This window comes from Mycolicibacterium gadium (assembly GCF_010728925.1).
Taxonomy (GTDB): Bacteria; Actinomycetota; Actinomycetes; order Mycobacteriales; family Mycobacteriaceae; genus Mycobacterium; species Mycobacterium gadium.
This window is the reverse complement of sequence record NZ_AP022608.1, coordinates 5,904,815-5,929,604: the sequence shown is the minus strand read 5'-3', so window position 1 is coordinate 5,929,604 and position 24,790 is coordinate 5,904,815. Positions and strand designations below refer to the sequence as shown.

The following is a 24,790-nucleotide window of genomic DNA, read 5'->3' as shown; positions in this document are numbered from 1 at the left end:
GCTTCGGTACCGCCGACTGCGATGTACAACACAGTACTAGCAAGATACATCATTGAGCGCAAGCATCAGTTTGCATCGTGATTTACGTCTCTGAAGTTTCTTAGTACGCGTATTGGCTATGGACATATTGCGGTCGCGCCGCGTAATCTCGCCAGGGTCAAGCACCCAAACGCCTGGTCACCGCGATCGAGCGGCCGCGCGGCCCGCTGCACCGAAAGAAGGGAGTGATCCGTGTCGGATTTCGACTACATCGGATACGAGGTCATCGACGGGGGGCAGATCGCCGTCATCACGCTCGATCGGCCCAAGCAGCGCAACGCGCAGAACCGCGGAATGCTCGTCGAGCTGGGCTGCGCATTCGAGCTGGCCGAATCGAACGACGAGGTGCGAGTGGTGCTGCTACGCGCCGCGGGGACGTCGTTCTCCGCCGGTCACGACCTGGGCTCCACCGACGATGTCCGGGAACGCTCACCAGGCCCCGACCAGCACCCCACCTACCAGTGCAACGGCGGAACGTACGGCGGAGTCGAGTCACGCAACCGCCAGGAGTGGCACTACTTCTTCGAGAACACCAAGCGCTGGCGCAATCTGCGCAAGATCACTGTCGCCGAGGTCCACGGTATGGTCCTGTCGGCCGGACTCATGCTGGCGTGGTGCTGTGACCTCATCGTCGCCGGTGAGGACACCGTTTTCGCCGACGTCGTCGGCACCCGGCTCGGCATGTGCGGGGTCGAGTACTTCGGCCACCCGTGGGAGTTCGGGCCCCGCAAGGCGAAGGAACTGCTGCTCACCGGCGACTCGCTGGACGCCGACGAAGCCCACGCCATCGGCATGGTGAGCAAGGTGTTCCCCAACGACGAGCTGGCGGATCGCACCGTCGAATTCGCCCGCCGCATCGCCAAGTTGCCGACCCTCGCGGCCCTCCTGATCAAGGAATCGGTGAACCAGACCGTCGACGCAATGGGTTTCTCGACGGCGCTCGATGCCTGCTTCAAAATCCATCAGCTCAATCACGCGCACTGGAGCGAGGTGACCGGCGGAGAGTTGTCCTACGGGACGGTCGACTACGGACTCGAGGACTGGCGCATCGCACCCGAGATCCTGCCCGCGGCCAAGCGGCGGCCCTGATCGATGGACGTCGAGTACCCGCAACAAGCAGAGGCGTTCCGGGACCGAATCCGCGCGTTCCTCGTCGAGCACCTTCCGAACAGCTGGCCGGGCGGCGGCGCACTGGCGCCGGAAGAGCGGGAGACTTTCGCACATCGGTGGCGCCAGATCCTCGCGGACTGCGGACTGGTCGCCGTGTCCTGGCCAAGGGAATATGGCGGAGCCGGCCTGTCCGTGATCGAACAGGTGGTGCTCGCAGAGGAATTCGCCCGCGCCGGCGCACCCGAACCTCCAGAGAACGACCGGTTCGGGATCGAGCTGATCGGCAACACGCTGATCGCACTTGGTTCCGAGGAGCAGAAGAGGCACTTTCTGCCGCGCATCCTGTCCGGCGAGGACCGTTGGTGTCAGGGTTTCTCCGAGCCCGAGGCGGGCTCCGACCTGGCGTCCGTGCGGACGAGGGCCGTGCTCGACGGCGACGAGTGGGTGGTCAACGGCCAGAAGATCTGGACATCCGCAGGCCCCACCGCCAACTGGATTTTCGTTCTGGTGCGCACCGATCCGGATGCGCCGAAGCACAAGGGACTCTCGCTGCTGCTGGTGCCGATGGGCCAGCCGGGCGTCGACGTGCGCCCGATCGTCAATGCGGCCGGGCATGCCTCGTTCAGCGAGGTCTTCCTGACCGACGCCCGAACCCCGGCAGCCAACGTGGTCGGTGGCATCGGCCGCGGGTGGCCGACCGCGATGACGCTGCTCGGCTTCGAACGCGGCGCGCAGATCACCACCGCGGCCATCGACTTCGGGCGGGACCTCGATCGCTTGAACGACCTCGCCAGAGCGCGCGGGTCGCACACCGACCCGCATATCCGCGACGGGCTGGCGTGGTGCTATTCGCGGGTCCAGATCATGCGTTACCAGGGCTACCGCGGTCTGACACAGCTGCTGGCCGGCCAGCGTCCCGGCCGCGACGCTGCGATCAGCAAGGTCATCTGGAGCGAGTACTTCAGGCGTCATACCGACCTGGCCGCCGAGATCCTCGGCGTCGAGACGCTCGGCCCGGAAGGTCCGGGCAATGGTGCGGCGCTGATAGTTCCAGAGGCGGGCACACCCAACTCGGCGGCCTGCTGGATGGACGAACTGCTCTACGCGCGTGCCGCGACCATCTACGCAGGCAGTTCTCAGATCCAGCGCAATGTGATCGGTGAGCAGCTGCTCGGACTACCCAAAGAACCACGGCCTCATGCGGCGGCAGGCGGGAACCGGTGACATGGACTTTCGTTACAGCACAGAACAAGACGACTTTCGCGCATCACTGAACGGTTTTCTCCGTGATGCCGCACCGCCGGCCATGGTCCGCGATGCGGCGGGCCATGACCCGCAGCTCTGGAAGCGCGTGTGCAACGAGCTGGAGCTGCCGGGGCTACACGTTCCGCTCGACTACGGCGGTGCGGGTGGCACCCTGGCGGAGTCGGCGATCGCGTTCTCCGAGCTCGGCCGGGCCCTGACGCCGGTTCCGTTGGCGGCCACGACCTTTGCGATCGAAGCGGTGTGCCGCACCGGCGACGAGGAGCAACGTCGCAGGTTGCTGAAGGGAATGCTCTGCGGAGACCAAGTCGGCGCGCTCGCGGTGGCATCCCCTGGCGACACCGACCCCGCGACGGCACGGGTGCGCGCCGAGTGGCGGGGCGGCACCATCCTCACCGGCGTATGCGGGCCGGTCCTGCACGGTTCGGTGGCGGACCTGTTCATCGTGCCCGCGGTGGCCGACGGGGTGGTCGCCCTGCACGTCGTGGCGGCCGATGCGCCGGGCGTGACTATCGTGAACCTGCCGTCCTTCGACGTCACCCGACCCGTCGCCAGGCTGGAGCTGGCACAAGCCCCCTCCGAAGCGCTGTCCGCGGGGTCACCCGAGGATATCGAACGGGTGATGGACGTCGCACGGGTGCTACTTGCGGCAGAGATGCTCGGCGGCGCCGAGGTCTGTCTCGCTGGCGGTCGAATACGCCTGCACCCGAAAACAATTCGACCGTCCCATCGGCTCCTTTCAGGCGGTGAAGCACGCCTGTGCCGAAATGCTGATCGAGATCGATGCGACGCGCACCGCCGTGATGTACGCCGCGATGAGCGCCGCGGACGACGCGGAACTGCGGATCGTCGGCCCCCTGGTTAAGGCGCAGGCCGCCGACACCTTCGCGCTGTGCGCCGGTTCCGCCATCCAGGTGCACGGCGGGATCGCCTTCACCTGGGAGCACGACCTGCACCTGTACTTCCGACGCGCCAAGACGACCCAGGCGCTGTTCGGTGGAAGCACACATCACCGCCGGCTGCTCGCCGACCGCGCGGGCCTTTGATTCCTCACTCGCAAAGGAGCAATGATGACCACGCTCGTATCCCCCTGCACCGGCATCACGCTCAGCGATGTCCTGCGCAGGCATGCCTGTGTCCGGCCGGACAAGGTCGCGTTCGTCGATCCGCGACGACGGTGCACATTTTCGGAGCTGGACGACCGCGTGACACGGCTGGCCAACGCGCTGTCCGCCCGCGGGATCGGCCACGGCGATCGGGTGGCCGTCCTCGGATACAACAGCATCGAGCTCGTCGAGTCGTGGCTTGCCGCATTGCGTCTCGGCGCCATCGCGGTTCCGGTGAACTTCCGGATGGTGGCCGACGAGATCGCGTACGTGCTCGCGGACAGCGGTGCGGCCGCCGTGTTGGCGGACATCGCGCTCGCGCCGACGGTGGAAGAGGCGTGTGCCAAGGCTTCGTCGGTGGACACCGTCATCACGATCGGCGGCGATATGGACGACATCATCGCCGCCGCGGACAGTGCTGTCACCGAGGTCACAGTCCAAGACGAGGCGCCCGCGTTCATCATGTACACGTCGGGCACGACGGGCTTTCCCAAGGGCGCTGTGCTCACCCACCGCAACCTGTATCTGCACGCCTTCAGTTCGATCGCCACCCTGGGAAACCGCGATGACGACGACTGTTGGATGGCGGTGGCGCCGCTGTTTCATACGGCCGGTGTATCCGGGATGCTGCCGATGTTTCTCAACGGCGGCACCGCGGTCATTCCGCCCTCGGGGGGCTTCGACCCCGCCGCGATCGTCGCCACGATCGTCGATGAACGCGTCACCTCGTGCTGGATGACGCCGGCTCAGTGGCAGATCGTGTGCGCGATGCCCGATCTCGGTTCCCGGGATCTGTCCCGCTTGTGCCGCGTGTGGTGGGGCGCCGCACCCGCGTCGACGACGCTGCTGCGAACCATGATCGACGCGTTCCCGCACGCCGAGATCATCGCCGCGTTCGGTCAGACCGAGTGCAGCCCCATCACCTGTCTGCTCCGTGGCGAGGACGCGCTGCGCAAGATCGGGTCGGTGGGCACGCCGATGCTCAACGTGGAAACGCGGATCGTGGACGACCAGATGAACGATGTCGCGCCGGGTGACGTCGGCGAGATCGTCTACCTGGGCCCGCTGGTGATGAAAGAGTACTGGCACAAGCCCGACGAGACGGCAGAAGCGTTCCGCGGCGGATGGTTTCACTCGGGCGACCTGGTTCGCCAGGACTCCGACGGCTACATCTATGTGGTCGACCGCAAGAAGGACATGATCATCTCCGGTGGGGAGAACATCTACTGCGCCGAGGTTGAGAACGTGCTGGCCACCTGTCCCAAGGTCGCCGAGGTGGCGATCATCGGGGTACCCGATGCGAAGTGGGGCGAGACACCCGTGGCCGTGATCGTCCCGCGCGACGCTGCCGATCCCCCCACCCACGACGACATCGAAGCGCACTGCCGGCAGCACCTCGCGCCCTACAAGCGCCCGCGGCGCCTCGCGATCGTCGACGCGTTGCCGCGCAATGCGAGCGGCAAAGTGCTGAAGACCCGGCTGCGCGAGGAACACGGTGCCGCCGAGGCCGATACCCAGGCGTATGCCCTGGGACCGGCCGACACTCCCCTACTTGACGAGACGATCGGGGCGAACTTCGAGCGCACCGCCGCGACGTATCCCGACGCGGAGGCTCTGGTCGACGTCGCCGGCGGCCGCCGCTGGACCTATGCCGAACTGAACGCCGAAATCGACCTGGTCGCGCGGGCGTTGATCGCCAGCGGTATCGAGCGTGGAGATCGCGTCGGCATCTGGGCGCCCAACTGCCCGGAATGGACCATCCTCCAGTACGCGACCGCCAAGATCGGCGCGATCCTGGTCGCCGTCAACCCCGCCTACCGCACCCACGAGCTGGCCTACGTGCTCCGTCAGTCGGGCACGCGACTCTTGGTGTCAGCCAGCGCATTCAAGACGTCCGACTACCGCAGCATGGTCGGCGAGGTGCTGCCGGAAACACCCGATGTGACCGGGGTCGTCTTCTTGGACACCAGCGACTGGGACGCACTGCGGGGCCGCGCCGGTCAGGTATCGGCGGCCGACCTGCGGACGCGAATGGACAGCCTGCAGCCCAGCGACCCGATCAACATCCAATACACCTCGGGGACAACGGGTTCACCCAAGGGCGCCACCCTGTCACACCGCAATATCCTCAACAACGGGTTCTTCGTCACCGAGCTGATCAACCTCGGCCCCGGTGAACGGCTCTGCATACCGGTCCCCTTCTATCACTGCTTCGGCATGGTGATGGGCAACCTCGGGTGCACCACCCACGGCGCCACGATGGTCATTCCCGCGGCAGGATTCGACCCGGCCGCGACGTTGGAGGCGATCGAAAAGGAGCGCTGCACAGCCCTTTACGGCGTACCGACGATGTTCATCGCGATGCTCGGCCACCCCGATCTCGGCGAGCGTGACCTCTCGTCGCTGCGGACCGGGATCATGGCCGGGGCGACCTGCCCGATGGAGCTGATGAAGCGGTGCGTCAACGAGCTGAACATGTCCGAGCTGGCGATCGCCTACGGCATGACGGAAACGTCGCCGGTGTCCTGCCAGACGTTGATCGACGACGACCTGGACCGCCGCACCTCCACGGTGGGACGGGCGCATCCGCACGTGGAGATCAGGATCGTCGACCCCGAGACCGGCCACACCGTGAAACGTGGTCAGCCGGGCGAGTTTTGCACCAGGGGCTATTCGGTGATGCTGGGCTACTGGAACGACGACGACCGCACGCGCGAGGCCGTCGACGTCGACGGCTGGATGCACACCGGTGATCTGGCGGTGATGCGGGACGACGGGTACTGCATGGTGATCGGGCGCATCAAGGACATGGTGATCCGCGGCGGCGAAAACGTCTATCCGCGTGAGGTCGAGGAGTTTCTGCACACCCACCCCGACATCGACGACGCACAGGTGATCGGCGTCCCCGACGAGAAGTACGGCGAAGAGATCTGCGCCTGGATCAGGATGCGGGCCGGCCGCACACCACTGGACGCCGACGACGTGCGGGCGTTCGCATCCGGAAAGCTCGCGCACTACAAGATTCCGCGCTATGTACACGTCGTCGACGAGTTTCCGATGACGGTGACCGGCAAGGTCCGCAAGGTCGACATGCGGATCGAGACGGTACGGCTGTTGGGGTTGGAAATCTAGTTCGAAGGCTGCTGCGGCTGGGCAGGCGCGTCGCGGCGCGCATGCCAGCGCAACCGAAGCATCAGCAGGCCCCGGTGCGCACGCCACCCCGCAGACAGCGGGTCGCGCCATACCGGCGCGTGCCGTTTCGGATCGGGTTCGATATGCACGAATCCATTGTGCCGCCTGTTCCCGCTGCCGTCATTTGCGGCGCACTGCCCTCCAGGTGAACAGCGACCGAACTGTAATCCGAGCAGAGCCCCGCGACCTCGGCCACGGGCTCTGCTGAGCGCCGTTATGCACCTTTACCACGGAGTTCGTGCGACAACGCCTCGAGCTCGTCACCGCCGGCCATCTCCTGTGTGAGGTGCTCGAGCGTGATGTCGTCGTATGTACAGTCCAGCTTCTGGCGACCGCGATTGAGCAGGACGAAATGGTCACCTACCATGTGCGCGTGATGCGGATTATGTGTGATGAACACCACGCCGAAACCGGCCTCTTTGGCCGCGGTGATGTACTTCAGCACCACCCCCGACTGCTTGACGCCGAGCGCGGCGGTCGGCTCATCGAGGATCAGCACTCGCGCGCCGAAGAACACGGCCCGCGCGATCGCCACGCATTGCCGCTGACCACCGGAGAGCGAGCCGATCGGCACGTCGACGTCGGGCAGTTCGATGCCCATCTTCGCAAGTTCGGACAACGTGGTGGCACGCATCGCGTTCGAGTTCAACGAAAACGGAAAGGACTTCTTCCGAAGCTCTTGGCCGAGGAAGAAGTTGCGCCACACCGGCATCAGCGGCACGACAGCCAGATTTTGATAGACCGTCGCGATCCCCTTGCCCAGTGCGTCTTTCGGTGACGCGAGGCGGGCGGGCTCACCGTCGACGAGCAATTCGCCCTCGCTCGGCGGGTGGTACCCGGCGATGATCTTGATCAGCGTCGACTTGCCCGCGCCGTTGTCGCCGAGAATGCCCGTCACCTCACCGGCGTGTACCCGCAGCGAGATGTCTTTCAGCGCAGTGATGTTGCCATACATCTTGCCGATGCTCTTCAGCTCGACCAGCGGAACCTTGCCTCCGGACGGAGCTTCCTCGACATGTTGATCAACAGTTGCGGTCATGGGTCACCTCTTCGCGGCGTAGTTGCGGAATGCGTTGTTGGCGATGACCGCGAACAGCAGCATCACGCCCATGAAGAACTTGAACCAGTCCGGTTCCCAGCCTGCGTAAACGATGCCCTGCTGCACCATGCCGAAGATGAACGCGCCGATCGCGGCACCGATGGCGGTGCCGTATCCGCCGGTCAGCAGACACCCGCCGATAACGGCGGCAATGATGTAGATGAACTCCTGCCCCACGCCCTGGCCGGACTGAACAGTGTTGTACGAGAACAGAAGATGCATGCCGGAAAACCATGCCGCGAACCCGACGAACATGAAGAGCCCGATCTTCACCGCGGTGACGGGCACGCCGACCGCGCGCGCACTTTCCGCGTCGCCGCCGACGGCGAAGATCCAGTTACCGATCTTGGTCTTGAACAGCACGTAGGTCGCGATCAAGGTGAACAGCAGCCACCACAGCACCGTGATGCGCACGGGCACCCCGAAGATCGTCAGCGTCGACGCGAACACGGCACGGGCGGACTCCCAGCCCTGCATATCGCTCACGCTGGGCGTGGCGACAGCCCCGGAAACCCATTTGGTCACGGCGATGTTCGCCCCGGTCAACATCAACAGGGTCCCGAGGGTGATCAGGAAGCTCGGGATCTTGGTCTTCATCACCATGTACCCGTTGAAGAAGCCGACGGCGAGCGACAGGATGAGCGCCAAACCCGCTCCGGCCCAGAGGTTCAGATGAAAGTTCCACGCCAGCATGGACGCCGCGAGGGAACCTGTGGTGACCGCGACGCCGGCCGACAGGTCGAACTCGCCGCCGATCATCAGCAGGGCCACGGCGCACGCCATGATTCCGATGGTCGAGCTGCCGTAGAGCACGGTCGCCAGTGATTCGGCCGACCTGAACGGCGGCGCCATGATGAAGAAGAAGATGAAGATGACGACCGCGCCGATCAGTGCACCCATCTCGGGTCGAATCAGCATCCGCTGTACGCGGTTTCGCTCTTTGACGCGTTCATCGTGAACGACCTTGCGCTTGCCGAGGTCGACTTCGGTACTCGTACTCATCAGCGCGTTCCACCCTTCGCATACTCGGCCACGGCGTCGACGTTCGTGTTGTCGATGAACGCCGGACCGGTCAAGGTCTCCTTGCCGCCCCCGATCACGTTGCCGTTGTTCAGGTACAGCCACAGCGAGTCGATCGACAGGTAGCCCTGCAGGAACGGTTGCTGGTCGACGGCCCATTGCACACTGCCGTCCTGGATCGCGCCGACGAGCGCGGCGTTGGTGTCGAAGGTGCCGATCTTGGCGTTGCTGCCCGCGTTCTTCGCCGATTGCACCGCGGTCAACGCGAACGGCGCGCCCAGCGTCACCACGTAGTCGACGCTCGGGTCCTGTTGCAGCTTCGCCGTGATCGTCGATTCGACCGACGGCATGTCCTTGCCGTTGACGTTGAGGTTCTCGGTCGCGGGGAAATTGCTCTTCACACCGGCACAGCGGTCTTCGAGGCCGACGTGCCCCTGTTCCTGGATGACACAGAGCGCCTTCTTCGCGCCGTCCTGCTTGAGCCGGTCCCCAGCGGCCTGACCCGCGATGAACTCGTCCTGCCCGAAAAACTCCTTGACGCCCATCTGCTGCCAGGCGTCGCCGCCGGCGTTGAACGCGACGACGGGGATGCCCTTGGCCTCTGCGGCCGCGACGGCGGCACGCATCGCATCGGGCTTGGCAAGCGTGAGCGCAATGCCGTCGACGCCGCTGTCGATCGCGGTCTGTACGAGGTTGGCCTGGTTGGGCGCTTCAGGGTCGTTCGAGTAGCGGAGCTCGATGTTGTCCTTCTTCGCCGCCGTCTCTGCGCCCTTGCGGATCAGATCCCAGAACGAGTCACCCGGCACTTCGTGGGTGATCATCGCGATCGTCGCGCGCGGTGTGTCGACGGTGCCACCGCCCATCCCGCCTTCGCTCTCCCGCGGCTTACCGCCGGTGGACGAACACGACGCGATTCCCAGTACGAGCACGGTCACCCCGGCCATCGCCGCGAGCCGACTAATCCTCATTACTTCTCCTTGCCGTTTGCGTGCGACGCAGCACACCTCAGAATCGATGTAATACGCCTCACAGCAGAAAGTCAATAGTTTGTCCTGACATTAGGACTGCACATCAAATGTTAGGGTTCGGGTCGTGGTGCCCACAGCGAAGGAGGCGAGGTTGCCATGGCGGAGTTTGAGCTTGCGGTCTGTTCGGAGATGGTCTTCACGGAGCTACCGATCCTCGAACGGGTGCGCCGAATCGACGAGATGGGCTTCGCCGTCGAGATCTGGAGCTGGCACGACAAAGACCTCGCTGCACTCGCCGCCACCGGCGCGCGCTTCACCTCGATGACGGGCTATCTGCACGGTGATGTGATCGACCCCGCCGGCGCCGACGAGGTGATCCGCACCGCGGAGCTCTCGATCAAAGCGGCTGAGACACTGGGTGTTTCGCGACTCAACCTGCATACCGCCGAACTCGACGGCGAAGGCAATGCCGTGCGACCGCGGCAGCGCGCGACCGGCGAGATGTGGCTGACCGCGCTGCGCACCCTCGAGCGCATCGGCGATCTCGGAGCTGAGGCAGGCGTGCAGTTCTGCGTCGAGAATCTCAACACGATCGTCGACCATCCCGGCATCCCGCTGGCCCGCGCCAAGGACACATTGGCGCTGATCGAGGGGGTGGCGCATCCGAACGTGAAGATGATGCTCGACCTCTATCACGCACAGATCGGCGAGGGCAATCTCATCGAGCTCATTCGGCGCTGCGGCGACGCGATCGGCGAGATCCAGGTCGCCGACGTGCCGGGACGCTGTGAGCCCGGAACCGGCGAGATCAACTACCCCGCCATCGCGAAGGCGCTGTGCGAGATCGGCTTCACCGCCACCATCGGCATGGAGGCGTGGGCTTCCGGCGACAGCATCGAAGGCAGTGAAGCGGCGCTGGCAGCCTTTCGGGCGGCGTTTTATTAGATCGCCAGGAAACGCGCGAGCAGACGCAAACCTGCCCAAATCCGTGCGAGAAAGGGCAGTTTTGCGTCTGTTCGCCAGGAAAGGTGACCTAGCGGTCGACCAAGGTCGTGTCGAAGTAGTACCGCGACGCGCGGTAGCAGTGTGTACCGAACTCGACCGCAGTGCCGGAGTCGTCGAACGCCGTCCGCGCCATGGTCAGAAGGGGAGCGTTGAGTTTCTCGTCGAGCAGGCGAGCCTCGGTGCGAGTCGCAGCCTTTGCCCCGATGCGCTGGCGCGCCAAGCGGATGTGCACGCCGCGCGAACGCAGCGACTGATACAGCCCGACGCTCTCGAGCTCGTCCGCTTCGGGCGCGAGCTCGACCGGAAGGTGATTGATCATCACCGCGAGCGGTTCGCCGTTGGCACATCGCAGTCGGTGGATGGTGACGACCTCGCGGTCCTCGGGAATGCTGAGCTCGCGCGCGATCTCCTCGTCGGGCTTGCCGACGGTGTATCCGAGCAATTGCGTTGTCGGTTCCTGGCCGGCGCGGACGAGATCGTCGAAAAGGCTTGTCAGTTCGACCCGCCGGTGCACCGGATTCTGCACGACCTGGGTTCCCACCCCGCGCTTGCGGACCAGCAGCCCCTTGTCGACGAGTTCCTGTATCGCCCGCCTCGTCGTCGGCCGCGACAGCGTCAGTCGCTTCGCCAGAGCCAACTCGTTCTCGAAACGGTCACCGGGCGCGAGTTCGCCATCGCGTATCGCCGCCTCGATCGCCTGAGCTAGCTGATAGTAGAGGGGAACAGGGCTTGACCTGTCGAGCTCCACGGCCAGGGGCACGTCGTCTCCGATCTCGTGATGGACCAGACAAACAGTAGCTGAATACTAACACCCTATGATCGAAAGATAGAATGTCAGGACAAACTATTGACATGGCCGAGTGGTGACGGGCACAGTCATAGTCAGCCGTCCCTACTCGTGGAGAGCCGACCCTTGACGACTACACAGCCACATGACGTACTCGCCATCGGGCGCTGCGGCGTCGACGTTTATCCCCTGCAGATCGGGGTGGGCCTGCAGGATGTCGAGACTTTCGGCAAGTTCCTCGGCGGCAGCGCCGCCAACGTGGCGGTGGCCGCGGCACGCCTCGGTAACCGCTCGGCCCTGATCTCGGGTGTGGGCGCCGACCCGTTCGGCAAGTTCGTCAGCAACGAACTGGCCCGCCTCGGCGTTGACAACCGCCACGTGGTGACCAACGACCAATACCCGACGCCCGTTACCTTCTGCGAGATTTTTCCACCCGATGACTTCCCGCTGTACTTCTACCGTCGCCCCAAGGCACCGGACCTCCAGATCAGCGCCGACGACATCGATGCCGACGCCGTACGCTCGGCGCGGCTGTACTGGTCGACCGTGACCGGGCTGTCCGAAGAGCCAAGCCGCAGCGCGCATTTCGCGGCATGGGAGGTACGCGATAGGGCACCGCTCACGGTCCTCGACCTCGACTACCGCTCGATGTTCTGGGACTCCCCCGCCGCCGCCACCGAGCAGGTCCAGCGGGCCCTAAAGCATGTCACCGTCGCGGTGGGCAACCGCGAGGAGTGTCAGATCGCGGTCGGGGAATCCAACCCGCGCAAGGCCGCCGATGCGCTACTGGACCTCGGCGTTGAGCTGGCGATCGTGAAGCAGGGGCCGCGCGGTGTCCTCGGCAAGACCAAGCGCAGCTCGGTGACGGTGCCACCCAACGAGGTCGACGTCGTCAACGGTCTCGGCGCCGGGGATGCGTTCGGCGGCAGCCTGTGTCACGGCCTGCTACACGAGTGGCCGCTGGAGAAGACCCTGCGCTACGCCAACGCCGCGGGCGCCATCGTCGCGTCCCGGCTGGAGTGCTCGACCGCGATGCCGACCGCCGCCGAGGTGGCCGAGCTCGCCGAACGAACAGCGGCGGAGGCGGTCAATGTCTAGGTCACCGTCTGGCGCACTCTGCACCGACTACGCGGCGATCAACGAGCTGCGCGCCAGCGATCCCGGGGCGATAGCCCGTGCCTGGCAGAACCGCGTCACGCGGCCGACCATCCGGGGCGACGGTCGCCTGATGATCGTCGCCGCCGACCACCCCGCCCGCGGTGCTCTCGCCGTCGGCACCCGCCCGACCGCGATGAGCAGCCGCACCGACCTGCTCGATCGGCTGCGGGCGGCGCTCGCCGATCCCGGCGTCGACGGCGTCCTGGCCACCTCCGACATCCTCGACGACCTGGTGTTGCTCGGCGCGCTCGAGGACAAGGTCGTGTTCTCGTCGTTCAATCGGGGCGGGCTGGCCGGCGCGTCCTTCGAACTCGACGACAGGATGACGGCCGCCACAGCGGCGTCCACCGCCGCGGCGAAGATGAACGGCGGAAAAATGTTGTGCCGCATCGATCTCGATGACCCTGGGACAGTCGCGACCATGGTGGCGTGCGCACGCGCCGTGGACGAACTGGCCGCAAACGGACTCATCGCGATGCTGGAGCCGTTCATGTCCGCCCGCGCCGACGGGAAGGTCCGCAACGACCTGTCCCCAGACGCGGTGATCAAGTCAATCCACATCGCCCAGGGCATCGGTTCGACCTCGGCCTACACCTGGATGAAGCTACCGGTGGTCGACGAGATGGACAGAGTGATGGACTCCACCACACTGCCCACGCTGCTGCTCGGCGGCGACCCCGCGGACCCCGACGAGGCCTTCGCCAGTTGGGAGAAGGCCCTCGGACTGCCCTCGGTGCGCGGACTCATTGTCGGGCGCACGCTGCTCTATCCCCCGGATGACGACGTCGCGTCTGCCGTCGCCACCGCGGTTTCAATGGTGAGGTGACGATGCACAGCAAGCTCTACATACCGGCCCGCAGCGCCGTGCCGCCGTACACGGTCGACATCACGCCGGAATCCGCGGGTTGGACCGAATCCTCGCTGCAGGTGCTCGAACTGGACAATGGTCAACGCGCCGAGCTCACCACGGGCGGCACCGAGGTGATGATCCTGCCGCTGGCGGGCGGCGGCGCCGTCGCGTGCGACGGGACGACGTTCGCGCTGACGCCGCGCGCGTCGGTGTTCGACGGGCCGTCCGACATGGTGTACATCGGCGTCGACAAGGCGTACGTGATCGAGGGCGAAGGCCGTTTCGCGATCTGCGGCGCCCGGGCCAAGACGTCGTTTCCCAACCGCCGGGTCGCGGCCGCCGATGTGCCGGTCGAACTACGCGGGACCGGCAACTGCAGCCGCCAGGTCCACAACTTCGGCACCGCAGAGGTTTTCGAGGCGGATTCGCTGATCGCATGTGAGGTCATCACGCCCGGCGGCAACTGGTCGAGTTATCCGGCGCACAAGCACGACGAAACCACCCCCACCGAAACCGAACTCGAGGAGATCTACTACTTCGAGATCGCCGGTGGTCCGGACGGTTCGCGCGGCTTCGGGTACCACCGGGTGTACGGGACACCGGACCGTCCGATCGAGGTGCTCGAAGAGGTGCGGACCGGCGACGTGGTGCTGGTGCCGCATGGATACCACGGACCGTCGGTCGCGGCGCCGGGGTATCACATGTACTACCTCAACGTCATGGCCGGACCGGGCGCCGAACGTGCCTGGAAGATCGTCGACGACCCGGAGCACGCTTGGCTCCGCGGCACCTGGGAAGACCAGGCCGTCGATCCCCGCCTGCCCCTTCACCACCCAATTGCCGGCTCAGCCGGCGCGCCGACAGGAGGCTGATTCATGGTTTCCACCGCACCCAAGCGGGCCGAGAAGGCCGCCGACACCGAAGGCACCGTCCGACTCACCGTGGCGCAGGCGACCATTCGCTTCCTGGCCGCCCAGTACGTCGAGCGCGACGGCGAGCGCACCAAATTCTTCGCGGGCGCCTTCGGCATCTTCGGGCACGGCAACGTGGCCGGCCTCGGCCAGGCGCTGCTGCAGGACGAGATGGAGGCAGCCGAAGCCGGCAGAGACCCCGGAGTGAAGTACGTACTCGGCCGCAACGAACAGGCCATGGTGCACAGCGCCGTCGCCTACGCGCGGCAGAAGGACCGACTGCAGACCTGGGCCGTGACCGCGAGCGTCGGACCAGGGTCGACGAACATGCTCACCGGCGCTGCGCTCGCCACGATCAACCGCCTGCCCGTGCTGCTGCTGCCCGCCGACACCTTCGCGACCCGCGTGAGCGCACCCGTGCTGCAGGAGCTGGAATTGCCGTCGTCCGGCGATGTGACGGTCAACGACGCCTTCAAACCGTTGTCCCGCTTCTTCGACCGGGTGTGGCGCCCTGAGCAACTGCCCGCCGCGCTGCTCGGCGCGATGCGCGTGCTCACCGATCCCGTCGAGACCGGCGCGGCCACGGTATCCATCCCCCAGGACGTGCAGGCCGAGGCCCACGACTGGCCGGAATCGCTTTTCGCCGAACGCACGTGGCATGTGCCGCGGCCGCTACCCGAGAAGTCGGTCATCGCACGGGCGGCCGAGGTGATCCGTACGGCCCGCAAGCCGCTGATCGTCGCGGGCGGTGGCGTCGTATATTCCGGTGCGACAAAGGCGCTGGCCGCGTTGTGCGAGCAGACCGGCATCCCCGTGGGCATGAGCCAGGCCGGCAAGGGCGCGCTGTCGTACGACCATCCGCAATGTGTCGGCGCCATCGGATCGACCGGCACGACGGCGGCCAACGCACTGGCCACCGAGGCGGATGTCGTGATCGGAATCGGCACGCGCTACAGCGATTTCACGTCCGCATCACGTACCGCGTTCAACAACCCCGATGTCAGGTTCGTCAACATCAACGTTGCGTCGCTGGACGCGGTGAAGCAGGGCGGAATCAGTGTGGTGGCCGACGCCCGCGAGGCCATTGAGGCACTCGGCCCGGCGCTCGGCGACTACCAAGTGTCCGACGATTATCGGACTCGCGCCGCGGCACTGGCCAAGGAGTGGGACGACACCGTCACGGCCGCGTACGCGGTCGAGGACGGCGCGACGCTCAATCAGAGCCAGGTCATCGGTTTGGCGAACACGCTGAGCGAACCTCGCGACGTCGTCGTCTGTGCCGCCGGATCGATGCCTGGTGACCTGCACAAGCTCTGGCGGACAAGGGATCCCAAGGGATACCACGTCGAGTACGGCTATTCCTGCATGGGCTACGAGGTCGCAGGAGGTCTCGGCGTGCGGATGGCCGACCAAACCCGCGACGTGTTCGTCATGGTCGGCGACGGTTCCTACCTCATGATGGCCACCGAGTTGGTCACCGCAGTACAGGAGGGCATCAAGGTCATCGTCGTGCTGGTGCAGAACCACGGCTTCGCTTCGATCGGATCGTTGTCGGAGGCATTGGGATCTCAGCGCTTCGGTACGGCGTACCGTTACCGCACCGGTGACGGCCGTCTCGACGGCGACAAGTTGCCGGTGGATCTCGCGGCGAATGCGGCCAGCCTGGGCGCCGACGTCATCAAGGTCGGCACCGCCGCGGAGTTCGCCGACGCCGTGAAGGTGGCCAAGGCCAGCGAGCGCACCACCGTGATCCATGTCGAGACCGATCCGCTGATCGGCGCACCGGACAGCGAGTCATGGTGGGACGTCCCGGTATCCGAAGTATCCACCCTGGAATCCACCCGGTCCGCCTACCAGACCTACGCGGACTGGAAAAAGATCCAGCGCCCGCTCATCCGCCCCTCCAATTCCTGAGAGCCGAAGTCCGTGAGCACAATTCTAGTCGGATCTGCCCCCGACTCCTGGGGCGTATGGTTCCCCGACGATCCAGGCCAGACGCCGTACACCCGATTTCTCGACGAGGTCGCCGAGTCCGGCTACCAGTGGATCGAACTGGGACCCTACGGATACCTGCCGACCGACCCGAAGCAGCTGTCCGACGAGCTGGCCAAGCGCAACCTCAAACTGTCGGCGGGCACGGTGTTCGAACATCTGCACCAAGATGGTTCGTGGGACCCCGTGTGGAAGCAGATCGAGGACGTCGCCAAGCTGACTGCGGCGGTCGGCGGCAAGCACGTCGTCGTGATCCCGGAGATGTGGCGCGACCCATCCACCGGCGCTGTGCTCGAGGACCGCAACCTCACGACCGAGCAATGGCGCAAGAAGACCGAGGGCATGAATGACCTCGGCAGGGCGATGTACGAGAAGTACGGCGTGCGTGCGCAATACCATCCGCACGCGGACAGCCACGTCGATACCGAGGAGAACGTCTACCGCTTCCTCGACGGCACCGACGGGGAGTTCGTCAACCTCTGCCTGGACACCGGCCACATCAGCTACTGCGGCGGCGACAACATCGCGATCATCCGACGTGCCCCGGAGCGCATCGGCTACCTGCACCTCAAGCAGGTCGACCCCGAGGTCCGCGCGAAGGTGGAGGCCGAGGACCTTCCGTTCGGCGAAGCCGTCAAGCTCGGCGCGATGATCGAACCACCACTGGGCATACCGGAGATGCCGCCGCTGCTGGCCGAGATCGAGAAGCTCGGCATCGACGTGTTCGCGATCGTTGAGCAGGACATGTACCCCTGCGAGGTCGACGCACCCCTGCCCATCGCCCAGCGCACCCGGTCCTATCTGGGTTCGTGCGGCGTCCCGACCGTCCGATTCAGCTAGGAGAACCGTTGTCAGACTTGCGTGTAGCCGTCCTCGGGGTCGGCGTGATGGGCGCCGATCACGTCGCCCGCCTCAGCAGCAGGATTTCAGGGGCCCGCGTCTCGGTGGTCAACGACTACATCACCGAGAAGGCCGAACAGATCGCGGCGGGCATCCCAGGGTGCCGTGCCATCGTCGACCCGCTCGACGCGATCGCCGACCCGGACGTCGATGCGGTCGTCCTCGCCACGCCGGGTCCGACGCACGAGAAACAACTGCTGGCCTGCCTGGAGCACGGCAAACCCGTGCTGTGCGAAAAGCCGCTGACCACGGACATCGAAACATCGCTGGCCGTCGTCAAGCGCGAGGCCGAGCTCGGCAAGCGGTTGATCCAGGTGGGTTTCATGCGCCGCTTCGACCACGAGTACGCCCGGCTGAAGGCACTGCTGGACGGCGGCGAGCTCGGCCGCGCCCTGGTACTGCATTGCGCGCACCGCAACCCGGCTGTACCCCCGACGTTCGATAGCGCCATGGTGGTGCGTGACTCCCTTGTCCACGAGGTCGACGTCACGCGCTTCCTATTCGACGAGGAGATCGCGTCCATCCAGATCGTCAAGCCCGCGGCCAACCCCGCTGCGCCACAGGGGCTTGCCGATCCGCAGATCGCGATCATGCGCACCACGTCCGGCAAGCACGTGGACGTCGAACTGTTCGTCACGACCGGGGTGGCCTACGAGGTGCGCACCGAGGTGGTGGCCGAAAAGGGCAGTGCCATGATCGGACTCGATGTCGGGCTGGTGCGCAAGAGTGCACCAGGCCATTGGGGCGGCCAGATCACTCCCGGGTTCCGGGAGCGGTTCGGACAGGCCTACGACACCGAGTTCCAGCGCTGGGTCGACGCCGTGCATTCCGGAGTCAACGTCGACGGGCCCGACGCTTGGGACGGCTATGCCGCCGCCGCGGTGTGCGAGGCCGGCGTCGAGTCGCTCGACAGCGGACTGCCCGTCGAGGTCAAGATGGTCGACCGCGCGTCGATTCCGGGAGCCTGACATGAAAATCGCGCTCGACCCGACGCCGTTCCACCACGACTACGAACTGCTCGATTTCCCGAAACTGGTCGCGGAGTTGGGCTATGAGCACCTGCAGCTCACGCCGCACCGGGATTTCATCCCGTTTTTCAATCATCCGCGCGCCGACGACGATCTGGTCGCAAAGTTTCGCAAGGCCTGTGCGGCCGCGCGCGTCGGAATCGCCTCGGTGCTGCCGGTGCTGCGGTGGTCGGGGCCCGACGAGGACGCCCGCGAGGCTGCGGTGCGCAATTGGAAGCGCGTCGTGCAGATCACCGTCGACCTCGGGGTCAACGTGATCAACACCGAGTTCTCCGGCCGTCCCGAGAAGCCCGAGGAATCCGAGCGGGCGTTCTTCCGGTCGATGGAAGAACTCGTGCCAATCTTCGAACGCGAAGGCATCGACGTCCGTATCGACCCGCACCCAGACGATTTCGTCGAGGACGGCATGGAAGCGCTCCGGATCATCCGTGGCGTCAACTCGCCGAACATCGGTTTTGTCTTCGTAGCGTGCCACGCTTTTCACATGCAGGGCACGATGGGTTCCAGCGCGGCCGAGATCATGCGTGCCGCCGGTGACCGCTTGCGACTGGTGCACGTCGCCGACACGATGGACCACCACCGCAGCCACGGCCTGCGCTACATCACGAATCCACCGGGCAATCCGGTGCGGGTGCACCAGCACCTGAAAATCGGCGACGGCGACATCGACTGGGACGAGTTCTTCGGCAGTCTGGCCGAAATCGGCTTCTACGACCGGCCGGACACCGTGATGGTGTCGTCGGTATTCGCCGAGGACGAGGCCGCCCACGAAGTCTCGCGCTCCCAACTCAAGACCATGACCGAATACGTCGCCAAATTCACGGAAAGATAGTTCGCAGAAATGACACAGCGCAAGACCATCAGCCACTGGTTGAACAACGAGGCCTTCGCAGGCGCAAGCACCGCCACCGCCCCGGTGACCAACCCGGCCACCGGAGCCGTCACCGGCGAGGTGGCTCTGGCCACCATCGAGGACGCCCGCACGGTGATCGACGCCGCAGCCGAGGCATTCCCCGGGTGGCGAGATGCGTCGCTGGCCAAACGAACGCAGATCCTGTTCAACTTCCGCGAGTTGCTCAACGCGCGCAAGCAGGAACTGGCCGAGATCATCACCAGCGAGCACGGCAAGGTCGTCTCCGACGCGCTCGGCGAGGTCAGCCGGGGCCAGGAGGTCGTCGAGTTCGCCTGCGGCATACCGCATCTACTCAAGGGCGGTTTCACCGAGAACGCGTCGACCAAGGTCGACGTCTTCTCCATCCGCCAGCCGCTGGGTGTCGTGGGTGTGATCAGCCCGTTCAACTTTCCCGCTATGGTGCCGATGTGGTTCTTCCCCATCGCGATTGCGACGGGTAACACCGTGGTGCTCAAGCCGTCGGAAAAGGACCCGAGCGCGTCGCTGTGGATTGCCGAACTGTGGGCCGAAGCCGGTCTGCCGCCGGGTGTGTTCAACGTGCTGCAGGGCGACAAGACAGCGGTCGACGAGCTACTGACCAGTCCGAAGGTCAAGTCGGTGTCGTTCGTGGGCTCCACGCCGATCGCGAAGTACGTCTACGCCACCGGCACCGCACACGACAAGCGTGTGCAGGCCCTCGGCGGCGCGAAGAACCATGCCGTCGTCCTGCCGGACGCCGATCTGGACCTGGCGGCCGACGCGATGGTCAACGCCGGCTTCGGTTCGGCAGGCGAACGCTGTATGGCGATCTCCGCGTGTGTGGCCGTCGGGCCGATCGCCGACGACCTCGTCGCCAAGATCGCCGAGCGCGCGGCAGGTATCAAGACCGGTGACGGCACAAAGGATTCCGATATGGGCCCGTTGGTCACCAAGGCCCACCGCGACAAGGTGGCGTCCTACATCGACGCCGGCGAGGCCGACGGCGCGAAAATTGTGGTCGACGGCCGCAATGTCGGAAGCGAGGTAGGTACCGAGCGGGATCCAGCCGGGTTCTGGCTGGGCCCGACCCTGATCGACAACGTCACACCCGAGATGAGCGTCTACACCGACGAGATCTTCGGCCCGGTGCTGTCGGTGATCCGCGTCGAGAGCTACGACGACGCAATGGAGCTGGTGAACACCAACCCGTACGGCAACGGCACGGCGATCTTCACCAACGACGGTGGGGCCGCACGTCGGTTCCAGAATGAGGTCCAGGTCGGGATGGTCGGCATCAATGTGCCGATCCCGGTGCCAATGGCGTACTACAGCTTCGGCGGCTGGAAAGCGTCGCTTTTCGGCGACAGTCACGCGCACGGGATGGACGGTGTGCAGTTCTTCACCCGGCAGAAGGCGATCACTAGCCGCTGGCTCGACCCCAGCCACGGCGGAATCGAGCTGGGCTTTCCGCAGAATCAGTAGGCTTTGCTGCCATGACAGGCACCAGCAGTTCGGAACAGCTACCCAACGGGCAGGATCTCGCCACAGCGATCGCCGAGGGCGTGCGCGCACACGAACTCGACCGCGCCCATGTCTTCCACTCGTGGTCGGCGCAGGCCGCGCTGAAACCGATGACCGTGCTCGCCGCACAGGGCTCCTACGTCTGGGACGGCGACGGCAACAAGCTGCTCGACTTCTCGTCACAAATGGTCAACACCAACATCGGTCACCAGCACCCGAAAGTCGTTGCCGCCATTGCCGAACAGGCCGCAAAGCTGTGCACCGTCGCGCCCGCGCACGTCAACTCCGCCCGCTCGGAGGCGGCACGGCTCATCGCGGAACGGACGCCCGGCGATCTGAACCGGGTCTTCTTCACCAACGGCGGAGCCGACGCCGTCGAACATGCCGTTCGCATGGCCCGGCTGCACACCGGCCGGTACAAGGTGCTGGCCCGCTACCGGTCGTACCACGGCGGCACCGATACCGCGGTGAACTTGACCGGCGACCCACGCCGCTGGCCCAATGACTACGGGACCAGCGGCGTCGTGCACTTCAACGGCCCCTTCCTGTACCGATCCTCGTTCCATGCGGACAACGAGGAGCAGGAGACGCAACGAGCACTCGAACACCTCGAGCGGCTGATCCAGATGGAGAACCCGCTGTCGTTCGCGGCCCTGATCCTGGAATCGGTGCCGGGCACCGCGGGCATCATGGTGCCGCCACCCGGCTACCTGAAGGGGGTCCGCGAGATCTGCGACCGATACGGCATCGTCTTCATCGCAGATGAGGTGATGGCCGGGTTCGGACGCACCGGAAAGTGGTTCGCCATCCAGCATTTCGACGTTGTGCCCGATCTCATCACGTTCGCGAAGGGAGTCACCTCGGGTTACGTGCCGCTCGGTGGCGTGGCGATCAACGAGCCGATCGCCAAGACGTTCGCCGACCGGCCATATCCGGGCGGCCTCACCTACTCAGGTCATCCGCTGGCGACGGCCTGCGCGGTCGCGACCATCAACGCGATGGAGGACGAGGGCATGGTCGGCAACGCCGCGCGCATCGGCAGCGACGTGCTCGGCCCTGGACTGCGCGAATTGGCGGCCCGGCACCCATCGGTCGGCGAGGTGCGCGGCCTCGGTGTGTTCTGGGCGATCGAACTCGTCACCAATCGGCAGACGCGCGAACCACTGGCGCCGTACGGCGGGTCGAGCCCCGCGATGGGCGAAACGCTCGCGGCGTGCAAGGCCAACGGCCTACTCCCCTTCGCGAACTTCAACCGAATTCACGCGGTGCCGCCGTGCAACGTCGGTGACGCCGAGGTCGCAGACGGGTTGCGCATGCTCGACGCCGCACTGGCTGTCGCAGACGGCCACACCACCTGACTACGTCCTGGTATCAAGCGGTGAGTCCGAGCTTCTCGGCGTTCTCGTACTCGTCGTCGACGAGCACGACGGTGCGCCCCGGCCGGTCGATCAAGGAGGCCGCGATAGAGGACCGGTAGCCCGATGCGCAGTGCACCCAAACCTCGCCTTCGGGCAGGTCGGACATCCGCTCGATGAGCTTGTGCAGAGGGATGTTCATCGCGCCCGGGATGTGACTGCTTTCGAATTCCGGTTGCTGACGGACGTCGAGAATCGTGACGTCCCCGGATTCGAGGATCTCGGCGAGGTCGTCGAAGGCCGCGACGCGGTAGGAGCGCAGCTCGGCCCCGGCGCTTAGGCTGCCGATCTCCCCGACCGCTGCACCGTCGAGCTCGTCGATACCAATACGAACGAGTTCCCTTCTGGCCTCGGCAATCTGGTCGACGTTCTCACCGATCAAAGTAAGCGGTTCGCCCCATTCGTACAGCCAGCCCAGGTAGGCGACGAAGGAGTCCGACAGCTCGAAGCCACGGGTGCCGGCGAGATGACCGGCAGCGAAAGCCGTGCGGTGGCGTAGGTCGACAACCCACTCTCCTGCCTCGATGCGTCCACGCAGTTCGTCAGGGTCGACCGGGTCGGGCAACGACAGGTCCACGGGCGCCGGTCCGGCCTTGTTGATGACGCCCATGTGCGCGTAGTAGGCGGGGTAGTCGGCGAGACCCGCGAGCAAATCGGTGACGTAGGTTTGCTCGTCTTGGGTCAACGCCGGGTTGGTGACCAACTCGTCGGCGATGGTGGAGTCGTCACCACTCGCCGGTGTGGCGGAACAGAAGCTGCCGAAGCCATGGGTCGGGAACACCTTTGTTTCTGCTGGCAACTCGTCTGCGAGGCGCCGCACCGAGTGGTACTGCGCGTGGGTCAGCGTTTCAGTGTGTTCGGCGCCAAGCAGGTCGGTACGACCGGTCGTGCCATACAGCATCGATCCGCCGGTGAACACACCACGGACGTTCCCGGCGGTGTCGCGCAACACGTAGCTGACGTGGTGGTGAGTGTGACCCGGAGTATGCATGACCTGCAACTGAATTGGCTCAGCGTCGATGACGTCACCGTCGCGGACCGCCCGCCGGTCGTAGGCCACGTCGTCGCCGGCGGGGACCACGTACTCCGCCCCGACAGTGTGCGCCAACTCCAATCCGCCGGTGACGTAGTCATTGTGGATATGGGTCTCCACCACGTGAGTGATCGTCACCCCGCGGTCCCGGGCAAGCGACAGTACTCGGTCGATGTCCCGCTGGGGGTCGATGACGACGGCGGTGCCACCGTGGTCGACCAGATAGCTGCGGTCGCCCAGACCGGAGGTTTCGATGATGGATATGTTCATGGGCTCTCCTTCCAGAGGTCTCAGCGAAGAACGATGGTGTCCAGCAGCACGTAGGCCGCGACAGCGAAAACGAGGTAGGCGAACCAGCGCTGGAGTCTGGTTGTTTCGAGCTTGGTGCCGTAGTGACCGGCGACGAGCGAGCCGACGATCGCGGTGCCGACGAACGCGGCGGTGATCGGCCAGTCGATGCCGCCCCCGCCCAGATGCGAAACCACACCGGCAGCGGAATTGGCGACGATGATGAGGAGTGAGGTGCCGACGGCGATCGGCATCTCCACGCCGAGCATCAGCACCAACGCCGGGATGATCAGGAAGCCGCCCCCGACACCGAACAGCCCCGTCAACAGGCCAACGGCGAATCCGGCGGGTATCGACCGCGGGGCGCAACGACGCCAGTTGATTCCGGATTCACCTACGCTGCAGGCTGTTCCGGTGTCTCCCGCTTCCTGCAACATACGGATTCCGGCCACGACCATCACCGACGCGAAGCCGATCAGGAGGACCGACTGCGGCAGGTGCTTGCCGATCGCGGTTCCGATGAACGTGGCCGGGATACCGGCAGCCGCGAAGATTCCTGCCAGTCGCCATTGCACCTGGTGCGCTCGCAGCTTCGGTAGCGCGCCGACCGCGGAGGCGATGCCGATCACGATCAGCGACATCGGAATCGCCTGTTCGACACCAAGTCCCAGTACGTACACCAATGCCGGTACCGCAAGGATGGATCCGCCACCGCCGAGCAGGCCCAACAACACACCGATCACGGCGCCGAGCGCGAGGGCGATCCCGATGCTCACTTTGTCGACCTTCGCCCGCACATCGCGGGGCCCCGATTATTTCGCGGGCGCGGTTTGCGACAGCGCGTCGATCGCGGCATGCAGCTTTTCGGCGGCGTCGTCCGCGACCTCTCGCAGGCCTGGCTCGTCGGCTACCTGAACCATGATCTGGGGGTCCATCGCGTCGACGATTACGGTGCCGTCGTCGGCGGGGTCCGAGCGAACCACGACGTTGCACGGCAACAACAAGCCGATCTTTCGATCGACGTTGACCGCACGGTGTGCCAGTGGCGGGTTGCACGCCCCGAGAATCAGATAGTTCTCCATGTCTTCGCCCAGCTTTTCTTTCAACGTGGCCTTGACGTCTATCTCGGTGAGAACTCCAAACCCCTGATCAGAAAGCGCCTTTCGGGTCATCTCCACCGCGTCCTCGAACGATGCCCGCAGCGTGGTCGATATGGCCAGCGTCATTTTCTGCC

The 24,790-nt window shown here is 65.4% G+C and carries 21 protein-coding genes and 2 pseudogenes; 15 read left to right on the top strand and 8 right to left on the bottom strand.

Annotated elements, in window-relative coordinates; translation table 11 throughout:
• The first annotated feature begins 231 nt into the window (after window positions 1–231).
• From G6N36_RS29200 to G6N36_RS30050, 5 genes and pseudogenes are all read left to right on the top strand, one after another.
• Complete coding sequence (locus tag G6N36_RS29200; protein ID WP_163690258.1) at window positions 232–1,128, top strand: enoyl-CoA hydratase; 897 nt, start codon at window positions 232–234, stop codon at window positions 1,126–1,128.
• 3 nt (window positions 1,129–1,131) lie between these two features.
• Window positions 1,132–2,373 (top strand): acyl-CoA dehydrogenase, encoded by a 1,242-nt coding sequence (locus G6N36_RS29195; RefSeq protein WP_163690257.1) that lies wholly within the window; start codon window positions 1,132–1,134, stop codon window positions 2,371–2,373.
• A 1-nt stretch (window position 2,374) separates the two neighbouring features.
• Window positions 2,375–3,458, top strand: a pseudogene (locus G6N36_RS29190) (acyl-CoA dehydrogenase family protein).
• A 21-nt stretch (window positions 3,459–3,479) separates the two neighbouring features.
• A pseudogene (locus tag G6N36_RS30055) lies at window positions 3,480–5,015 on the top strand (long-chain-fatty-acid--CoA ligase); the annotation flags it as partial.
• A 30-nt stretch (window positions 5,016–5,045) separates the two neighbouring features.
• Window positions 5,046–6,650, top strand: a complete 1,605-nt coding sequence (locus tag G6N36_RS30050; RefSeq protein ID WP_372512368.1) for an AMP-binding protein — start codon at window positions 5,046–5,048, stop codon at window positions 6,648–6,650.
• Here the strand turns inward: G6N36_RS30050 and G6N36_RS29180 are convergent.
• The 4 genes from G6N36_RS29180 to G6N36_RS29165 all read right to left on the bottom strand — a co-directional run bounded on the left by G6N36_RS29180 (window position 6,647) and on the right by G6N36_RS29165 (window position 9,797).
• Window positions 6,647–6,799: a hypothetical protein gene (locus G6N36_RS29180; RefSeq protein ID WP_163690255.1), complete on the bottom strand. Its 153-nt coding sequence runs from the start codon at window positions 6,797–6,799 to the stop codon at window positions 6,647–6,649. The two genes, G6N36_RS30050 and G6N36_RS29180, sit on opposite strands and share 4 nt — an antisense overlap.
• 125 nt (window positions 6,800–6,924) lie before the next feature.
• The gene (locus G6N36_RS29175; RefSeq protein WP_163690254.1) at window positions 6,925–7,749 is read right to left on the bottom strand and encodes an ATP-binding cassette domain-containing protein; all 825 of its coding nucleotides are present in this window, start codon (window positions 7,747–7,749) and stop codon (window positions 6,925–6,927) included.
• A gap of 3 nt (window positions 7,750–7,752) precedes the next feature.
• Window positions 7,753–8,811, bottom strand: a complete 1,059-nt coding sequence (locus G6N36_RS29170; RefSeq protein ID WP_163690253.1) for an ABC transporter permease — start codon at window positions 8,809–8,811, stop codon at window positions 7,753–7,755.
• Window positions 8,811–9,797: a substrate-binding domain-containing protein gene (locus G6N36_RS29165; protein ID WP_163690252.1), complete on the bottom strand. Its 987-nt coding sequence runs from the start codon at window positions 9,795–9,797 to the stop codon at window positions 8,811–8,813. Before G6N36_RS29165 ends, G6N36_RS29170 begins: the two co-directional genes overlap by 1 nt.
• Window positions 9,798–9,953: 156 nt before the next feature.
• On the opposite strand from G6N36_RS29165, the gene G6N36_RS29160 reads away from it, so the two are divergent.
• Window positions 9,954–10,742: a TIM barrel protein gene (locus G6N36_RS29160; RefSeq protein WP_163690251.1), complete on the top strand. Its 789-nt coding sequence runs from the start codon at window positions 9,954–9,956 to the stop codon at window positions 10,740–10,742.
• 88 nt (window positions 10,743–10,830) lie between these two features.
• On the opposite strand, the gene G6N36_RS29155 is transcribed toward G6N36_RS29160, so the two are convergent.
• Complete coding sequence (locus tag G6N36_RS29155; RefSeq protein ID WP_163690250.1) at window positions 10,831–11,562, bottom strand: GntR family transcriptional regulator; 732 nt, start codon at window positions 11,560–11,562, stop codon at window positions 10,831–10,833.
• Window positions 11,563–11,715: 153 nt separating this feature from the next.
• Between G6N36_RS29155 and iolC the strand changes: the two genes are divergently transcribed.
• Genes iolC through G6N36_RS29110 form a run of 9 tightly spaced genes read left to right on the top strand, consistent with a single transcriptional unit; the run spans window position 11,716 to window position 22,178 of the window.
• Complete coding sequence (gene iolC, locus G6N36_RS29150; protein WP_163690249.1) at window positions 11,716–12,687, top strand: 5-dehydro-2-deoxygluconokinase; 972 nt, start codon at window positions 11,716–11,718, stop codon at window positions 12,685–12,687.
• The gene (locus G6N36_RS29145; protein ID WP_163690248.1) at window positions 12,680–13,573 is read left to right on the top strand and encodes a Cgl0159 family (beta/alpha)8-fold protein; all 894 of its coding nucleotides are present in this window, start codon (window positions 12,680–12,682) and stop codon (window positions 13,571–13,573) included. The genes iolC and G6N36_RS29145 overlap by 8 nt, the downstream gene beginning before the upstream one ends.
• Before the next feature lie 2 nt (window positions 13,574–13,575).
• Window positions 13,576–14,469 carry a 5-deoxy-glucuronate isomerase gene (gene iolB, locus G6N36_RS29140; protein WP_163690975.1) on the top strand — a complete coding sequence of 298 codons (894 nt, stop codon included), beginning with the start codon at window positions 13,576–13,578 and terminating at the stop codon, window positions 14,467–14,469.
• Window positions 14,470–14,472: 3 nt separating this feature from the next.
• Window positions 14,473–16,422, top strand: coding sequence for a 3D-(3,5/4)-trihydroxycyclohexane-1,2-dione acylhydrolase (decyclizing) (gene iolD / locus G6N36_RS29135; RefSeq protein ID WP_163690247.1), 1,950 nt, complete (start codon window positions 14,473–14,475; stop codon window positions 16,420–16,422).
• Between the two features lie 12 nt (window positions 16,423–16,434).
• The gene (locus tag G6N36_RS29130; protein ID WP_163690246.1) at window positions 16,435–17,340 is read left to right on the top strand and encodes a sugar phosphate isomerase/epimerase family protein; all 906 of its coding nucleotides are present in this window, start codon (window positions 16,435–16,437) and stop codon (window positions 17,338–17,340) included.
• 8 nt (window positions 17,341–17,348) lie between these two features.
• Complete coding sequence (locus tag G6N36_RS29125) at window positions 17,349–18,368, top strand: Gfo/Idh/MocA family protein (RefSeq protein WP_163690245.1); 1,020 nt, start codon at window positions 17,349–17,351, stop codon at window positions 18,366–18,368.
• A gap of 1 nt (window position 18,369) precedes the next feature.
• Window positions 18,370–19,260: a sugar phosphate isomerase/epimerase family protein gene (locus tag G6N36_RS29120; protein ID WP_163690244.1), complete on the top strand. Its 891-nt coding sequence runs from the start codon at window positions 18,370–18,372 to the stop codon at window positions 19,258–19,260.
• A 9-nt stretch (window positions 19,261–19,269) separates the two neighbouring features.
• A complete protein-coding gene (locus tag G6N36_RS29115) occupies window positions 19,270–20,781 on the top strand; it encodes a CoA-acylating methylmalonate-semialdehyde dehydrogenase (protein WP_163690243.1) in 1,512 nt (503 codons plus the stop codon).
• Window positions 20,782–20,792: 11 nt separating this feature from the next.
• Window positions 20,793–22,178 (top strand): aspartate aminotransferase family protein, encoded by a 1,386-nt coding sequence (locus G6N36_RS29110; protein ID WP_163690242.1) that lies wholly within the window; start codon window positions 20,793–20,795, stop codon window positions 22,176–22,178.
• Between the two features lie 13 nt (window positions 22,179–22,191).
• Here G6N36_RS29110 and G6N36_RS29105 read toward each other — a convergent pair whose 3' ends face one another.
• The 3 genes from G6N36_RS29105 to G6N36_RS29095 are packed head-to-tail and all read right to left on the bottom strand — an operon-like array spanning window position 22,192 to window position 24,782.
• Entirely contained in the window at window positions 22,192–23,538 is a 1,347-nt protein-coding gene (locus G6N36_RS29105) for an MBL fold metallo-hydrolase (protein ID WP_163690241.1), read from the bottom strand.
• Between the two features lie 20 nt (window positions 23,539–23,558).
• Window positions 23,559–24,332, bottom strand: coding sequence for a sulfite exporter TauE/SafE family protein (locus G6N36_RS29100; protein ID WP_163690240.1), 774 nt, complete (start codon window positions 24,330–24,332; stop codon window positions 23,559–23,561).
• 36 nt (window positions 24,333–24,368) lie between these two features.
• Entirely contained in the window at window positions 24,369–24,782 is a 414-nt protein-coding gene (locus G6N36_RS29095; protein WP_163690239.1) for a DUF302 domain-containing protein, read from the bottom strand.
• Window positions 24,783–24,790: the final 8 nt, after the last annotated feature.

What these genes read in the sequence shown, in the direction of transcription:
- G6N36_RS29195 (WP_163690257.1), top strand. Translation starts at nt 1,132, where the DNA reads ATGGACGTCGAGTACCCGCAACAAGCAGAGGCGTTCCGGGACCGAATC.
- G6N36_RS29175 (WP_163690254.1), bottom strand. Translation starts at nt 7,749, where the DNA reads ATGACCGCAACTGTTGATCAACATGTCGAGGAAGCTCCGTCCGGAGGC.
- G6N36_RS29170 (WP_163690253.1), bottom strand. Translation starts at nt 8,811, where the DNA reads ATGAGTACGAGTACCGAAGTCGACCTCGGCAAGCGCAAGGTCGTTCAC.
- G6N36_RS29165 (WP_163690252.1), bottom strand. Translation starts at nt 9,797, where the DNA reads ATGAGGATTAGTCGGCTCGCGGCGATGGCCGGGGTGACCGTGCTCGTA.
- G6N36_RS29160 (WP_163690251.1), top strand. Translation starts at nt 9,954, where the DNA reads ATGGCGGAGTTTGAGCTTGCGGTCTGTTCGGAGATGGTCTTCACGGAG.
- G6N36_RS29145 (WP_163690248.1), top strand. Translation starts at nt 12,680, where the DNA reads ATGTCTAGGTCACCGTCTGGCGCACTCTGCACCGACTACGCGGCGATC.
- iolB (WP_163690975.1), top strand. Translation starts at nt 13,576, where the DNA reads ATGCACAGCAAGCTCTACATACCGGCCCGCAGCGCCGTGCCGCCGTAC.
- iolD (WP_163690247.1), top strand. Translation starts at nt 14,473, where the DNA reads ATGGTTTCCACCGCACCCAAGCGGGCCGAGAAGGCCGCCGACACCGAA.
- G6N36_RS29120 (WP_163690244.1), top strand. Translation starts at nt 18,370, where the DNA reads ATGAAAATCGCGCTCGACCCGACGCCGTTCCACCACGACTACGAACTG.
- G6N36_RS29115 (WP_163690243.1), top strand. Translation starts at nt 19,270, where the DNA reads ATGACACAGCGCAAGACCATCAGCCACTGGTTGAACAACGAGGCCTTC.
- G6N36_RS29110 (WP_163690242.1), top strand. Translation starts at nt 20,793, where the DNA reads ATGACAGGCACCAGCAGTTCGGAACAGCTACCCAACGGGCAGGATCTC.
- G6N36_RS29105 (WP_163690241.1), bottom strand. Translation starts at nt 23,538, where the DNA reads ATGAACATATCCATCATCGAAACCTCCGGTCTGGGCGACCGCAGCTAT.
- G6N36_RS29095 (WP_163690239.1), bottom strand. Translation starts at nt 24,782, where the DNA reads ATGACGCTGGCCATATCGACCACGCTGCGGGCATCGTTCGAGGACGCG.